The sequence below is a fragment of the Rhodococcus sp. BUPNP1 genome, assembly GCF_002215235.1.
Classification (GTDB): Bacteria; Actinomycetota; Actinomycetes; order Mycobacteriales; family Mycobacteriaceae; genus Rhodococcus.
This window is the reverse complement of the sequence record NZ_NERM01000007.1, coordinates 46,944-59,325: the sequence shown is the minus strand read 5'-3', so window position 1 is coordinate 59,325 and position 12,382 is coordinate 46,944. Positions and strand designations below refer to the sequence as shown.

Below are 12,382 nucleotides of genomic sequence, written 5' to 3'. Positions count from 1 at the left end.
AGGTCGCGGACCTCACTCCCTCGGGGCTTTCTCGGCGCGTCCGGCTCAGGCGCCGATGGCCTCGCCGAGCACGGGCCACGACTCGTGCAGGGCCTCCTGCCAGTAGCCCCAGGTGTGGGTGCCGTCGGGCCGGACCGAGTAGGTCGCCTCGACACCGGCTGCGTCCAGCGCACCGCGCAGTCGCGTCGTGCAGTCGTTCACACCGGCCTCGATGAGCCCGAGCAGAGCCACATCGGGAAGGACGGCGACACCGTCCTGCTCCCACGCCTTCAGTTCGTACGGACCCGGGACACCGCTGCTCGTGGAGACGTACACGGCCTTGCCGCGCAGCTTGTCCGCGTTGAGCACGACGTCCTGTTCCGTCCAGTGCTCACCGGCGACCGGTCCCCACATGTTCTCGACCTCGCCCCCGCCGAACGCGACGACGATCTCCGCGTAGCGCGAACCGATCTCCGACGCGGTCTCGGCGCATCCGCTGTACGAACCCACCGCCTGGTAGAGATCGGGCGCCTGCTGGGCGAGCGCCAACGCCGACGTCGCCGACATCGACACACCGGCGATCGCGTTGCGGCCGCTCGCGCCGAGCGTCTCGTCGACCACCGACGGGATCTCCTCGGTGAGGAAGGTCGTCCACTTGTTGCGTCCGAGAACGGGATCGTCCTCGAGCCAGTCGGTGTAGTAGCTGAACGCGCCACCGACCGGGGTGACGACGTTGACGTTCTTGTCGCCGAAGAACTCCACGATGTCGGTCTGCTCGCGCCAGGTCGCCCGGTCCAGTCCCCCACCGGCACCGTTGAGCAGGTAGAAGACCGGTCGCGGCGCGCTCGTGTCGGCCGGGCGCAGCACCTGGAGCTCGATGGTGCGTTCCATCGACGGCGAGTACACGAACAGCGACCAGTCGCGGTCGGTGTGCTTCTCGATGCGTTCGACAGTCGCGCTCTGCGAGCGGGTCTCGCCGGTCGCGGCGGCCGGGAGATCCTCGGCGTGGGCGACCGCGGCACCGGGCAGGACCAGCGACGAGACGGCGAGCGCCCCGATCGTCCCCATCAACGCAAACCGTCGTGCGCGCACATTCGTTCCCTTCATCCGCAACAGCCGGGCGTGATGGGCCCGCGCATCTCCCGCGTCGCAGCGTTGCGCGCGGCCAGTTCCTCGTCAGCAGGGTAGTCGACGCGGACCAGTGACAGGCCGTGGGCCGGTGCCACCGCGACGGAGGCCGCACGTTCACGTTCCTCCAGCAGAGCCGTCATCCACTCGACGCTGCGGCGCCCCTCCCCCACGGCCAGCGCCGCGCCGACGAGACTACGCACCATCGACCAGCAGAAGGCGTCGGCACTGACGTAGGCGGTGAGGATGTCGCCCTCGCGGGTCCAGTCGTATCGCTGCAGTTCGCGTACGGTCGTCGCACCCTCCCGCCGCTTGCAGAAGGCAGCGAAGTCGTGCAGGCCGAGCAGCGACTGCGACGCGCGTTGCATCGCATCGAGATCGACGGCCTTGGGCCACGCGACGGTGTCGCGGGCACGCAGCGGCTCGGCGCCGTACGCCGCTGTGGTGAGGCGGTATTCGTAGTGACGCCGGATCGCCGAGAACCGGGCGTCGAAATGTTCGGGGGCGACGGAGATCCCGGTGACCCGCACGTCGCGGGGCAGGAACCGTGCGAGACGGCGGACCCAGCGCGACGGATCGTCGGGCAGCGCCGCGGTGGGGACGTCGACGTGGGCGACCTGCCCGGACGCGTGCACGCCGGCGTCGGTGCGACCGGCGACGGTGAGCAGCACGGGGGTACGGACGATCGCGGAGAGCTTCTCCTCGATCTCCCCGCACACGGTGCGACGTCCGGGTTGCCGTGCCCAGCCGGAGAAGTCGGTGCCGTCGTACGAGATGTCGAGCCGCAGACGGGTTGTCTCGTGAGAAGCCACGAGCCCGCCGCCCTCGGAAGGGACGGCGGGCTCGTGAGCTTCAGCAGATGCCGAAACCAAGTGGACTAGTCCTTCTTGGCCTCGTCCGCCTCGGGTGCGTCGGCAGCCGTGGCGTTGGTGTCCTCGACACCCTCGACGACGGCGTCGGCGTTCGCGACCTCGGCGTCGGTGGCCTCGGCCTCGACGGCCTGGACCGCGTTGTCCTCGGCGGGTGCCTGCGAGGCGGCGACGCGACGAGCGCGGTCGGCCTCGGAGGTGACGGTCTTCTCGCGCACCAGCTCGATGATGGCCATGGGGGCGTTGTCGCCCTTGCGCGGCATCGTCTTGATGATGCGGGTGTAGCCGCCGTTGCGGTCCTCGAAGGAGGGACCGATCTCCGCGAACAGCGAGTGGACGACGTCCTTGTTGCGGATGACCTTCAGCACCTCACGACGCGAGGCCAGCGTGCCGGCCTTGGCGTGCGTGACGAGCTTCTCGGCGTACGGGCGCAGGGCCTTGGCCTTGGCCTCGGTGGTGGTGATGCGGCCGTGCTCGAAGAGCGCGGTGGCCAGGTTGGCCATGAGCGCCTTCTGATGCGAGGCCGATCCGCCGAAGCGGGCGCCCTTCTTGGGCTTGGGCATGATTTTCTCCTAGTAACGGACCGTGAGCTGCTACAGCTGCTCGGTCTCGGCGTAGTCCTCGTTGCCGTCGTTGTCACCGAAGGAGCCGGCCTCGGTATCGCTCCAGGTACCGGTCGCGGCGTCGTAGCCGGCGACGGTGCTGGGGTCGAACGATGCCGGGCTGTCCTTGAGGGACAGGCCGAGCGAGTGCAGCTTGACCTTGACCTCGTCGATGGACTTCTGGCCGAAGTTGCGGATGTCGAGCAGGTCGGACTCCGTCCGTGCCACGAGCTCGCCGACGGTGTGGACACCTTCGCGCTTGAGGCAGTTGTAGGACCGGACCGTGAGGTCGAGGTCCTCGATCGGAAGTCCGAAGGAGGCGATGTGGTCGGCCTCGGCGGGCGAGGGACCGATCTCGATGCCTTCTGCTTCGACGTTCAGCTCACGAGCCAGACCGAAGAGCTCCACGAGGGTCTTGCCCGCCGAGGCGAGCGCGTCCCGCGCGCTGATCGAGTTCTTGGTCTCCACGTCGAGAATGAGCCGATCGAAGTCGGTGCGCTGCTCGACGCGGGTCGCTTCCACCTTGTACGTCACCTTGAGCACCGGCGAGTAGATCGAGTCGACCGGGATACGGCCGATCTCGGCGCCGGACGCCTTGTTCTGCACGGCAGGAACGTAGCCGCGACCGCGCTCGACGACGAGCTCGATCTCCAGCTTGCCCTTGTCGTTCAGGGTGGCGATGTGCAGATCCGGGTTGTGGATGGTGACACCGGCCGGGGGCACGATGTCGCCGGCCGTGACGGTGCCCGGTCCCTGCTTGCGGACGTACATGGTGACCGGCTCGTCCTCTTCGGAGCTCACCACGAGACCCTTGAGGTTCAGGATGATGTCGGTGACATCCTCCTTCACGCCGGGAACGGTGGTGAACTCGTGGAGAACACCGTCGATACGGATGCTGGTGACAGCGGCGCCCGGGATCGACGAGAGCAGGGTGCGACGAAGCGAGTTGCCGAGGGTGTACCCGAAGCCAGGCTCGAGCGGCTCGATGACGAACTTCGAGCGGTTTTCAGCGATGACCTCTTCGGTCAGTGTGGGTCGCTGAGAGATGAGCATCTGTTGCCTCCTTGTGGGCGTCCGCCATATGACGCCCTAGTGGAATGGAGCGGTGTCCTCCCGCCCGGACGGACCGGAGGACACCACGACACCGAGGTGTCTTACTTCGAGTAGTACTCGACGATCAGCTGTTCCTGCAGCGGGATGTCGATCTGCGCGCGCTCGGGGAGCTGGTGGACCAGCACCCGCAGACGCGGGCCGACGACCTGCAGCCAACCCGGGATCGGGCGCTCGCCCTGGGTCTCGCGGGCGACCTGGAAGGGCAGCGTGCTCAGCGACTTCTCGCGGACATCGATGATGTCGTACTGCGAGACGCGGTAGCTGGGGATGTCGACCTTCTTGCCGTTGACCAGGAAGTGGCCGTGGCTCACCAGCTGGCGGGCCTGACGACGCGTGCGGGCGAGGCCGGCACGGTAGACGACGTTGTCCAGGCGCGACTCGAGGATGGTCAGCAGAACCTCACCGGTCTTGCCGGGGCGGCTTGCGGCCTCTTCGTAGTAGCGGCGGAACTGCTTCTCCATGACGCCGTACGAGAAGCGGGCCTTCTGCTTCTCCTGCAGCTGGAGCAGGTACTCGCTCTCCTTGATCCGCGCGCGGCCGTGCTGGCCGGGCGGGTAGGGGCGACGCTCGAAGGCCTGATCGCCTCCGACCAGGTCGACGCGAAGACGACGCGACTTACGGGTAACGGGACCGGTATAACGAGCCATTATTCTTTACCTTCCTTTCCCGTTAGACGCGACGCCGCTTGGGCGGACGGCAACCGTTGTGCGGCTGCGGGGTGACATCGGAGATGGTGCCGACCTCGAGGCCTGCGGCCTGGAGGGAACGGATCGCCGTCTCGCGGCCCGAGCCCGGACCCTTGACGAAGACGTCGACCTTCTTGACACCGTGTTCCTGCGCCTTGCGGGCGGCGTTCTCGGCGGCGAGCTGCGCGGCGAACGGGGTCGACTTGCGCGAACCCTTGAAGCCGACGTGGCCGGAGGACGCCCAGGAGATCACGTTGCCCTGCGGGTCCGTGATGGACACGATGGTGTTGTTGAACGTGCTCTTGATGTGAGCGGCACCGTGCGGAACGTTCTTCTTGTCCCTGCGCCGTGCCTTCTGGGTCTTCTTCGGACCGGTGCTGCGTGACTTGGGAGGCATTACTTCTTCTTTCCTGCGACGGTGCGCTTCGGACCCTTACGGGTGCGGGCGTTGGTCTTGGTGCGCTGTCCACGCACGGGCAGACCACGACGGTGTCGCAGGCCCTGGTAGCAGCCGATCTCGATCTTGCGGCGGATGTCCGCCTGAACCTCGCGACGGAGGTCACCCTCGACCTTGTAGCTCTCCTCGATGTACTCGCGGAGCTTGGCGAGGTCCTCGTCCGTCAGATCCTTGCTGCGCAGGTCCGGGTTGACACCCGTGGCCTCGAGGATCTCCTTGGAGCGGGTACGGCCGATGCCGTAGATGTACGTGAGTGCGATCTCCATCCGCTTTTCGCGGGGAAGATCGACACCTGCGAGACGTGCCATGTGGCATTCCTATTCGGTGTGCGGAGGTCTGCTCCCAGCCCGTCCCCTGCGTCGAAGAACTGTGTGATTCATAAACACAGTGGGGCCCCGGCCTCCGTACCGGGGGTTGATCGCGCAGCTCCTCGACGGATCGAGGATCGTAACCACGCGACTGGTGCTGGAAGGTCTTCGTGCTTGTTGCCAAGCAGATCTTCGAGACGAAGGTGGATCTAGCCCTGACGCTGCTTGTGGCGCAGGTTCTCGCAGATCACCATGACCCGACCGTTACGGCGGATCACCTTGCACTTCTCGCAGATCTTCTTGACGCTAGGCTGAACCTTCACGTAAGTCCGATCTCCTGTATGTGCGCCGCCGGACACGGCAGAGCCGGCCCGGCGACATGATTCTCCCCGACCGTGTGGCCGGGGAAGCTTCGTTACTTGTAGCGGTAGACGATGCGTCCACGCGTGAGGTCGTAGGGAGAAAGCTCCACGACAACGCGGTCCTCGGGAAGGATACGAATGTAGTGCTGACGCATCTTTCCGCTGATGTGGGCGAGAACCTTGTGCCCGTTCTCCAGCTCGATGCGGAACATCGCATTGGGCAGCGGTTCGATTACCCGGCCCTCGACCTCGATTGCCCCGTCTTTCTTAGCCATATCCTCCGCGATCCGTTGTTCGGCGTTGTGGTTGCATCGGCATCCGTTACCGTGACGCTCGGCAACTCCGGGACCGGACACGAACCGAGATTCGAAGGAATTCGACACGGGACCGATCGGAGCGCAGCGCGCACCACCGATCAATGGTACGGGAAGTTGACCGTCCAGGACAAATGAGCTCGGGCACACTCGTGCCCACGACCAGGAGGAGGACCGCACGTGCGGGCGTTGATCCAGCGGGTGACCACGGCGGCAGTGGCGGTGGACGGAGCCGAGGTGGCCCGTATCACGCCGGCCGAAGGTGGTCACGGCCTGCTCGTGCTGGTCGGCGTCACGCACGACGACGACGAGGCCAAGGCCGCGACACTCGCCCGAAAGGTGTGGACGATGCGCATCCTCGAGGACGAGCGCTCCGCCTCCGACGTCGGCGCCCCGATCCTGGTGGTCAGTCAGTTCACGCTCATGGCCGACACGAGGAAGAGCCGGCGTCCGTCGTGGTCGGCCGCCGCTCCCCGCCCGATCGCCGAACCTCTCGTCGATGCGTTCGCGAACGCTCTCCGAGATCTCGGCGCGACGGTGGAGACCGGGAAGTTCGGGGCCCACATGGAGGTGAGCCTCGTCAACGACGGACCGGTCACGCTCCTCGTCGAGGTCTGAACCCACGCGGCGTGACCGCGACCGTCACTCCGGCCGGACGGTGAGAATGCGGGGGCCGTCCTCGGTGACCGCGACCGTGTGCTCCCAGTGCGCGGCCCGGCTGCCGTCGACGGTCACGACCGTCCACTCGTCGTCGAGGACCTCGGTCTCGTAGGTACCGAGGGTGAGCATCGGCTCGACGGCGAGCACCGACCCGACGACGAGCTTCGGGCCCTTGCCCGGCTTGCCCTCGTTGGGGAGGAACGGATCCATGTGCATCTCGCGCCCGATGCCGTGACCGCCGTAGCCGTCGACGATGCCGTACGAGCGGCCGTGCAACTTCTCGGCGGCATGCGTGCCCTGCTCGATCGCGTGCGAGACGTCGGTCAGGCGGTTGCCCGGGAGCATCGCCGCGATACCGGCCTCAAGCGACAGGCGGGTGGCCTCGCTCAGGTCGATGTCGGCCTGCGACAGCTCCCCGATCCCGAAGGTCCACGCCGAGTCGCCGTGCCAGCCGTCGAGGATCGCGCCGCAGTCGATCGAGACGAGGTCGCCCTCGGCGAGCACCACCGACGCCGACGGGATGCCGTGGACGACGACCTCGTTGACCGACGAACAGATCGAACCGGTGAAGCCGTGGTAGCCCAGGAAGGACGGAACGGCCCCCGCATCACGGATGACCGATTCCGCCACCTGGTCGAGTTCCAGGGTGCTCACGCCCGGCTTTGCCGCCTCACGCACTGCGACGAGTGCGGCACCGACCACGGCTCCCGCCGCCGCCATCGCGTCGAGTTCACCCGAGGTGCGGAACGGAACCACTGAGCGCTTGCGCCCGAAACCCATATCGAACTACCCGTCTACTTTCCGAGTGCGGACAGTGCCCGCGAATTGATCTCCTCGACCTCACCGATCGCGTCGACCGTGATGATCGAGTCGGCGTAGTAGTCGAGCAGCGGGGCCGTCTCCTCACGGTAGACCCGGAGACGGTTGCGGATCACGTCTTCGGTGTCGTCGGCGCGACCGCGGGCGAGCATGCGCTCGACCACGACGTCCTCGTCGATGACGAAGGAGAGCACGCCGTCGAGCTCGACGCCGAGATCCTTCAGGATGTTCTCGAGTTCCTTGGCCTGCTCCACGCTGCGCGGGAAGCCGTCGAGGAGGAAGCCGTTGGCGGCGTCGGGCTCGGCCAGACGCTCACGCACCATGTTGTTGGTGATCTCGGCGGGAACGAGCTCCCCCGCGTCGATGTACTTCTTGGCCTCGACTCCGAGCGGGGTGCCCTGCCCGATGTTCGCGCGGAAAAGATCGCCCGTCGAGATGGCGGGGACGCCGAGCTTCTCGGACAGAATCGCGGCCTGTGTGCCCTTGCCGGCACCGGGAGGACCGAGCAGTACAAGTCTCACTTGAGGAACCCTTCGTAGTTGCGCTGCATCAGTTGACTTTCGATCTGCTTGACAGTGTCCAGCGCGACACTGACGAGAATGAGAACCGCGGCGCCACCGAAGATGCTCGAGGCCGTCTGGCTGCCGGACAGGAAGAAGTTCGGCAGCGTCGCGATGAGACCGAGGTAGATCGAGCCCGGAACCGTGATGCGGTTGAGCACGAAACTGAGATATTCGGCGGTCGGGCGACCGGGGCGGATGCCCGGGATGAAGCCGCCGTACTTCTTCATCTCGTCGGCCCGCTCCTCCGGATTGAAGGTGATGGCGACGTAGAAGAAGACGAAGAACACGATCAGCGCGAAGTAGATCGCGATGTAGACCGGGTTGTTCGGATTGACCAGGTACTCGTTGATGATCCGCTGCCACCAACTCGGATCCGGGTTCGTCGTGGCACCGGTGAGCTGCGCAACGAGGTTGGGCAGGTACAGCAGCGACGACGCGAAGATGACGGGGATGATGCCCGCCTGGTTGACCTTCAGCGGCAGGTAGGTCGACGACCCGCCGTACATACGACGGCCGACCATGCGCTTGGCGTACTGCACCGGGATGCGGCGCTGACCCTGCTCGATGAACACGACGCCGGTGATGAGGGCCAGGGCCACGACGCAGACGATCGCGAAGACGAGACCGCCGCGGGATTCGAGGATCATCCGACCCTCGCTCGGCAGCGCGGCCGCGATACCGGAGAAGATCAGCAGCGACATGCCGTTGCCGACACCGCGTTCGGTGATGAGCTCACCGAACCACATGACGACGGCGGCACCGGCGGTCATCACCAGCACGATGACGACCATCCCGAAGATGCTGTCGTCGGCGAGGATCGGCTCCGAACAGCCCTGCAACAGCTGCCCTCGGGCGGCGAGGGCGACGATGCCGGTGGCCTGCAGGACGGCGAGCGCGACGGCGAGATAACGCGTGTACTGCGTCATCTTGGCCTGGCCGGACTGGCCTTCCTTGCGCAGTTCCTCGAAGCGTGGAATGACCACGGTGAGCAGCTGGACGATGATGCTCGCGGTGATGAACGGCATGATGCCGATCGCGAAGACCGACAGCTGCAACAGCGCGCCGCCGGAGAACAGATTGATCAGCGAGTAGATGCCGGCCTGCTCACTGCCGGCGAGCTGATCGACACAGGCCTGGACGTTGCCGTAGTCGACGCCCGGGGACGGCACGGTAGCACCGAGGCGGTACAGCGCCACGAGCCCGAGGGCGATGAGAATCTTCCGCCTCAGGTCCGGTGTCCTGAGGGCCGAGACGAAGGCGGAAAGCAAAGATCCTCCTGGCGGGCCGATCGGGGACGACGGATCGAGAAGGATCCGTCGGACGGTGGACAACTCTGAAACTCTAACAGTGGGCCCCGATGAGAGGGGTAGCCCGGTAGCCTATGTCACCGCTGCGAACGCAGCCTGTGACACCGCTGTGAACGCGCGAACGGCCGCGGTGCAGATATCTGCACCGCGGCCGTTCGACAGCCGTGACTCACACGCGAAAGTACAGGTCAGGCCTGGACGGTCGCGCTGCCACCGGCTGCAGCGATCTTCTCCTGAGCGGAGGCCGAGAACTTGTCGGCGGTGACCTGCACGGCCACCGTCAGCTCGCCCTCGCCGAGGACCTTGACGAGCTGGTTCTTGCGAACCAGACCCTTCGCCACGAGGTCCGCGACACCGATCTGTCCACCCTCGGGGAACACGCGAGCGATGTCCCCGACGTTGACGATCTGGTACTCGGTACGGAATGCGTTCTTGAAGCCCTTGAGCTTCGGCAGACGCATGTGGATGGGCATCTGGCCACCCTCGAAGGCCGGCGACACGTTCTTGCGTGCCTTCGTGCCCTTCGTACCGCGGCCGGCGGTCTTGCCCTTCGAACCCTCACCGCGTCCGACGCGGGTCTTGTCCGTCTTCGCACCCGGAGCCGGGCGCAGGTGATGCAGCTTGATGGTCATTCTCAGACCTCCTCAACAGTGACGAGGTGACGCACCACGTTGATGAGGCCGCGGTTCTGCGCGTTGTCCTCGCGGACGACGGACTGGCGGATCTTCCGCAGACCGAGGGTCCGGAGGCTGTCGCGCTGATTCGACTTGGCCCCGATGGTGCTCTTGATCTGGGTGATCTTCAGCTCTGCCATTACTTCACGCTCCCAGCAGCCTGTGCACGTGCGCGCAGCATGCCGGCGGGGGCAACTTCCTCGAGGGTGAGGCCACGGCGAGCCGCGACTTCCTCGGGACGCTGCAGACCCTTGAGGGCCGCAACCGTCGCGTGCACCACATTGATGGCGTTGTCGGAGCCGAGCGACTTCGACAGGATGTCGTGGACACCCGCGCACTCCAGCACCGCGCGCACAGCGCCACCGGCGATGACACCGGTACCGGGGGAAGCCGGACGCAGCAGGACGACACCGGCTGCAGCCTCTCCCTGGACGGGGTGGGTGATGGTTCCGCCGATGAGCGGGACGCGGAAGAAGTTCTTGCGAGCTTCCTCGACACCCTTCTGGATGGCCGCGGGAACTTCCTTGGCCTTGCCGTAGCCGACGCCGACCAGACCGTTGCCGTCGCCCACGATCACCAGAGCGGTGAAGCTGAAGCGACGACCGCCCTTGACGACCTTCGACACACGGTTGATCGAGACGACACGCTCGATGTAGTTCGACTTCTCGGCAGCGTTGCCGCCGCGCGAGTCGCGGTCGCGGCGGTCGCGACCGCCACGGTTGTCACCGCTGTTGGGGTTCTGTCCGGCGGGGCCGTTGCCGCCGTCACGCCGCTGACGTCCCGGCATCAGGCGTTCCTTCCGTTCGAGAAAATGGTCATCAGAACTTCAACCCGCTTTCGCGAGCCGCGTCCGCGAGGGCCGCGATGCGTCCGCTGTAGGTGTGGCCACCGCGGTCGAAGACCACGGCTTCCACGCCGGCAGCCTTCGCGCGCTCGGCGATCAGCTGACCGACCTTCGCGCCGCGAGCCTTCTTGTCGCCCTCGAGAGCGCGCACATCGGGTTCGATGGACGACGCTGCGGCGAGGGTGGTCCCCGTCAGATCGTCGACCAGCTGCACGTGCAGGTGGCGCGACGACCGGTTGACGACGAGGCGGGGACGCTCGGCGGTGCCGGAGATCTTCTTGCGGAGGCGGAAGTGACGACGCGTCTTCGAAAGGCGACGCGTGGTGGAGGCGTCCTTGCCGCGCGGGATGCGCTTGGCCTTCTGGTTCTCGGTCTGGCTCATGATCACTTACCCGTCTTTCCGACCTTGCGACGGACCTGTTCACCCTCGTAGCGGATGCCCTTGCCCTTGTACGGGTCGGACTTGCGCAGCCGGCGGATGTTGGCCGCGATCTGGCCGACCTTCTGCTTGTCGATGCCCGAGATCGAGAAGCGCGTGGGGTTCTCGACGGCGAACGTGATGCCCTCGGGAGCCTCGATCAGCACGGGGTGGCTGTAGCCGAGCGAGAACTCGAGGTCCTTGCCCTTGAGAGCCACGCGGTAGCCGACGCCGTGGATCTCCATCTTCGTGGTGTAACCCTCGGTCACGCCGACGATGAGGTTCTGCACGAGCGTCCGCGACAGGCCGTGCAGCGCGCGGCTGCGACGCTCGTCGTTCGGGCGCGTGACGTTGATTGCCCCGTCCTCGCCCTTGGCGACGGCGATCGGCTCGGCGATCGTCAGGGACAGGTTGCCCTTGGGACCCTTGACTGCAACATCCTGGCCGTCGATGGTGACCTCGACGCCCGAAGGAACTGCAACGGGGAGTTTTCCGATTCGCGACATTGTGGTGGCCTCCCTTTACCAGACGTAGGCGAGGACTTCCCCGCCCACTCCCTGCTTGGCCGCCTGGCGATCGGTGAGCAGACCGGAGGACGTGGAGATGATCGCCACGCCGAGGCCGCCCAGGACCTTGGGCAGGTTGGTGGATTTCGCGTACACGCGCAGGCCGGGCTTCGACACGCGACGCACGCCGGCAAGGCTGCGCTCACGGGAAGGTCCGTACTTGAGGTCGACGATGAGGGTCTTGCCCACCTCGGCGTCCTCGGTGCGGTAGTCGGAGATGTAGCCCTCGCGCTTGAGGATCTCGGCGATGTTCACCTTGATCTTCGAGGACGGGAGCTTGACCTCGTCGTGGTACGCCGTGTTGGCGTTACGCAGACGCGTCAAGAAGTCTGCGATGGGGTCGGTCATGGTCATGGCTGACCTGTTCACCTTTCTCGATGCGGTTCCCATGCAACGCCGGAACGTGCCGGCCGTGGGCCTACATCGAAACTCGGTTCGATAGCGAGTTCGTCGGCCGGATCGGCGACGAACCCATGACAGCGTGACAGTGGGCGGAGAACATCTCGGTCCTCCGCCCACCGCTCACGTCACCAGGAGCTCTTGTGAACTCCCGGAAGTTCTCCGCGGTGTGCCATCTCGCGAAGGCAGATGCGGCAGAGTCCGAACTTGCGGAAGACCGAGTGCGGGCGCCCGCAGCGCTGGCAGCGGGTGTAGGCGCGCACCGCGAACTTCGGCTTCTTGTTGGCCTTGTTGACCAGTGCCTTCTTAGCCAT

At 66.1% G+C, this 12,382-nt stretch carries 20 protein-coding genes; 1 reads left to right on the top strand and 19 read right to left on the bottom strand.

Going from position 1 to position 12,382, the window contains the following annotated elements; genetic code table 11:
* Positions 1-45: 45 nt before the first annotated feature.
* From B9C99_RS09090 to infA, 9 genes are all read right to left on the bottom strand, one after another.
* Positions 46-1,047 carry an alpha/beta hydrolase family protein gene (locus tag B9C99_RS09090; protein WP_016690919.1) on the bottom strand — a complete coding sequence of 334 codons (1,002 nt, stop codon included), beginning with the start codon at positions 1,045-1,047 and terminating at the stop codon, positions 46-48.
* Positions 1,048-1,082: 35 nt separating this feature from the next.
* Positions 1,083-1,919: a tRNA pseudouridine(38-40) synthase TruA gene (truA, locus tag B9C99_RS09085; protein ID WP_253250017.1), complete on the bottom strand. Its 837-nt coding sequence runs from the start codon at positions 1,917-1,919 to the stop codon at positions 1,083-1,085.
* A 65-nt stretch (positions 1,920-1,984) separates the two neighbouring features.
* Positions 1,985-2,539, bottom strand: coding sequence for a 50S ribosomal protein L17 (gene rplQ / locus B9C99_RS09080; protein WP_006554582.1), 555 nt, complete (start codon positions 2,537-2,539; stop codon positions 1,985-1,987).
* Between the two features lie 30 nt (positions 2,540-2,569).
* Positions 2,570-3,631, bottom strand: a complete 1,062-nt coding sequence (locus B9C99_RS09075; RefSeq protein WP_016694607.1) for a DNA-directed RNA polymerase subunit alpha — start codon at positions 3,629-3,631, stop codon at positions 2,570-2,572.
* Positions 3,632-3,732: 101 nt separating this feature from the next.
* Positions 3,733-4,338 carry a 30S ribosomal protein S4 gene (gene rpsD / locus B9C99_RS09070; RefSeq protein ID WP_016694608.1) on the bottom strand — a complete coding sequence of 202 codons (606 nt, stop codon included), beginning with the start codon at positions 4,336-4,338 and terminating at the stop codon, positions 3,733-3,735.
* A gap of 22 nt (positions 4,339-4,360) precedes the next feature.
* Positions 4,361-4,774: a 30S ribosomal protein S11 gene (gene rpsK, locus B9C99_RS09065; RefSeq protein ID WP_006554585.1), complete on the bottom strand. Its 414-nt coding sequence runs from the start codon at positions 4,772-4,774 to the stop codon at positions 4,361-4,363.
* Complete coding sequence (gene rpsM, locus B9C99_RS09060) at positions 4,774-5,142, bottom strand: 30S ribosomal protein S13 (RefSeq protein WP_016694609.1); 369 nt, start codon at positions 5,140-5,142, stop codon at positions 4,774-4,776. Before rpsM ends, rpsK begins: the two co-directional genes overlap by 1 nt.
* A gap of 209 nt (positions 5,143-5,351) precedes the next feature.
* The gene (gene rpmJ, locus B9C99_RS09055) at positions 5,352-5,465 is read right to left on the bottom strand and encodes a 50S ribosomal protein L36 (RefSeq protein ID WP_003938068.1); all 114 of its coding nucleotides are present in this window, start codon (positions 5,463-5,465) and stop codon (positions 5,352-5,354) included.
* Between the two features lie 92 nt (positions 5,466-5,557).
* A complete protein-coding gene (gene infA / locus B9C99_RS25560; protein ID WP_006554587.1) occupies positions 5,558-5,779 on the bottom strand; it encodes a translation initiation factor IF-1 in 222 nt (73 codons plus the stop codon).
* Positions 5,780-5,998: 219 nt separating this feature from the next.
* Here infA and dtd point away from each other — a divergent pair, with 219 nt between their 5' ends.
* Positions 5,999-6,436 carry a D-aminoacyl-tRNA deacylase gene (gene dtd, locus B9C99_RS09045; protein WP_059382409.1) on the top strand — a complete coding sequence of 146 codons (438 nt, stop codon included), beginning with the start codon at positions 5,999-6,001 and terminating at the stop codon, positions 6,434-6,436.
* 24 nt (positions 6,437-6,460) lie between these two features.
* On the opposite strand, the gene map is transcribed toward dtd, so the two are convergent.
* The 10 genes from map to B9C99_RS08995 form a co-directional block, all read right to left on the bottom strand.
* Positions 6,461-7,258, bottom strand: a complete 798-nt coding sequence (map, locus tag B9C99_RS09040) for a type I methionyl aminopeptidase (protein ID WP_026061662.1) — start codon at positions 7,256-7,258, stop codon at positions 6,461-6,463.
* Between the two features lie 14 nt (positions 7,259-7,272).
* A complete protein-coding gene (locus B9C99_RS09035; RefSeq protein WP_006554590.1) occupies positions 7,273-7,818 on the bottom strand; it encodes an adenylate kinase in 546 nt (181 codons plus the stop codon).
* Positions 7,815-9,128, bottom strand: a complete 1,314-nt coding sequence (gene secY, locus B9C99_RS09030; RefSeq protein ID WP_059382411.1) for a preprotein translocase subunit SecY — start codon at positions 9,126-9,128, stop codon at positions 7,815-7,817. The genes B9C99_RS09035 and secY overlap by 4 nt, the downstream gene beginning before the upstream one ends.
* Before the next feature lie 227 nt (positions 9,129-9,355).
* Positions 9,356-9,799, bottom strand: coding sequence for a 50S ribosomal protein L15 (rplO, locus tag B9C99_RS09025; protein WP_006554592.1), 444 nt, complete (start codon positions 9,797-9,799; stop codon positions 9,356-9,358).
* Positions 9,800-9,801: 2 nt separating this feature from the next.
* Complete coding sequence (gene rpmD, locus B9C99_RS09020) at positions 9,802-9,981, bottom strand: 50S ribosomal protein L30 (RefSeq protein ID WP_006554593.1); 180 nt, start codon at positions 9,979-9,981, stop codon at positions 9,802-9,804.
* The gene (gene rpsE, locus B9C99_RS09015) at positions 9,981-10,628 is read right to left on the bottom strand and encodes a 30S ribosomal protein S5 (RefSeq protein ID WP_006554594.1); all 648 of its coding nucleotides are present in this window, start codon (positions 10,626-10,628) and stop codon (positions 9,981-9,983) included. The genes rpmD and rpsE overlap by 1 nt, the downstream gene beginning before the upstream one ends.
* A gap of 31 nt (positions 10,629-10,659) precedes the next feature.
* Positions 10,660-11,067: a 50S ribosomal protein L18 gene (gene rplR / locus B9C99_RS09010; RefSeq protein ID WP_006554595.1), complete on the bottom strand. Its 408-nt coding sequence runs from the start codon at positions 11,065-11,067 to the stop codon at positions 10,660-10,662.
* A gap of 2 nt (positions 11,068-11,069) precedes the next feature.
* Positions 11,070-11,609 (bottom strand): 50S ribosomal protein L6, encoded by a 540-nt coding sequence (rplF, locus tag B9C99_RS09005; RefSeq protein ID WP_016694616.1) that lies wholly within the window; start codon positions 11,607-11,609, stop codon positions 11,070-11,072.
* A gap of 15 nt (positions 11,610-11,624) precedes the next feature.
* Positions 11,625-12,023: a 30S ribosomal protein S8 gene (gene rpsH, locus B9C99_RS09000; protein ID WP_006554597.1), complete on the bottom strand. Its 399-nt coding sequence runs from the start codon at positions 12,021-12,023 to the stop codon at positions 11,625-11,627.
* A gap of 173 nt (positions 12,024-12,196) precedes the next feature.
* Positions 12,197-12,382 carry a type Z 30S ribosomal protein S14 gene (locus tag B9C99_RS08995; RefSeq protein ID WP_006554598.1) on the bottom strand — a complete coding sequence of 62 codons (186 nt, stop codon included), beginning with the start codon at positions 12,380-12,382 and terminating at the stop codon, positions 12,197-12,199.

Coding starts and splice junctions, on each gene's coding strand:
- rpsD (WP_016694608.1), bottom strand. CDS start 4,338: ATGGCTCGTTATACCGGTCCCGTTACCCGTAAGTCGCGTCGTCTTCGC.
- rpsE (WP_006554594.1), bottom strand. CDS start 10,628: ATGCCGGGACGTCAGCGGCGTGACGGCGGCAACGGCCCCGCCGGACAG.
- map (WP_026061662.1), bottom strand. CDS start 7,258: ATGGGTTTCGGGCGCAAGCGCTCAGTGGTTCCGTTCCGCACCTCGGGT.
- infA (WP_006554587.1), bottom strand. CDS start 5,779: ATGGCTAAGAAAGACGGGGCAATCGAGGTCGAGGGCCGGGTAATCGAA.
- rplF (WP_016694616.1), bottom strand. CDS start 11,609: ATGTCGCGAATCGGAAAACTCCCCGTTGCAGTTCCTTCGGGCGTCGAG.
- rpsK (WP_006554585.1), bottom strand. CDS start 4,774: ATGCCTCCCAAGTCACGCAGCACCGGTCCGAAGAAGACCCAGAAGGCA.
- rpsM (WP_016694609.1), bottom strand. CDS start 5,142: ATGGCACGTCTCGCAGGTGTCGATCTTCCCCGCGAAAAGCGGATGGAG.
- rplQ (WP_006554582.1), bottom strand. CDS start 2,539: ATGCCCAAGCCCAAGAAGGGCGCCCGCTTCGGCGGATCGGCCTCGCAT.
- rplO (WP_006554592.1), bottom strand. CDS start 9,799: ATGACCATCAAGCTGCATCACCTGCGCCCGGCTCCGGGTGCGAAGACG.
- rplR (WP_006554595.1), bottom strand. CDS start 11,067: ATGAGCCAGACCGAGAACCAGAAGGCCAAGCGCATCCCGCGCGGCAAG.
- rpsH (WP_006554597.1), bottom strand. CDS start 12,023: ATGACCATGACCGACCCCATCGCAGACTTCTTGACGCGTCTGCGTAAC.
- B9C99_RS09075 (WP_016694607.1), bottom strand. CDS start 3,631: ATGCTCATCTCTCAGCGACCCACACTGACCGAAGAGGTCATCGCTGAA.
- B9C99_RS08995 (WP_006554598.1), bottom strand. CDS start 12,382: ATGGCTAAGAAGGCACTGGTCAACAAGGCCAACAAGAAGCCGAAGTTC.
- B9C99_RS09090 (WP_016690919.1), bottom strand. CDS start 1,047: ATGGGGACGATCGGGGCGCTCGCCGTCTCGTCGCTGGTCCTGCCCGGT.
- rpmD (WP_006554593.1), bottom strand. CDS start 9,981: ATGGCAGAGCTGAAGATCACCCAGATCAAGAGCACCATCGGGGCCAAG.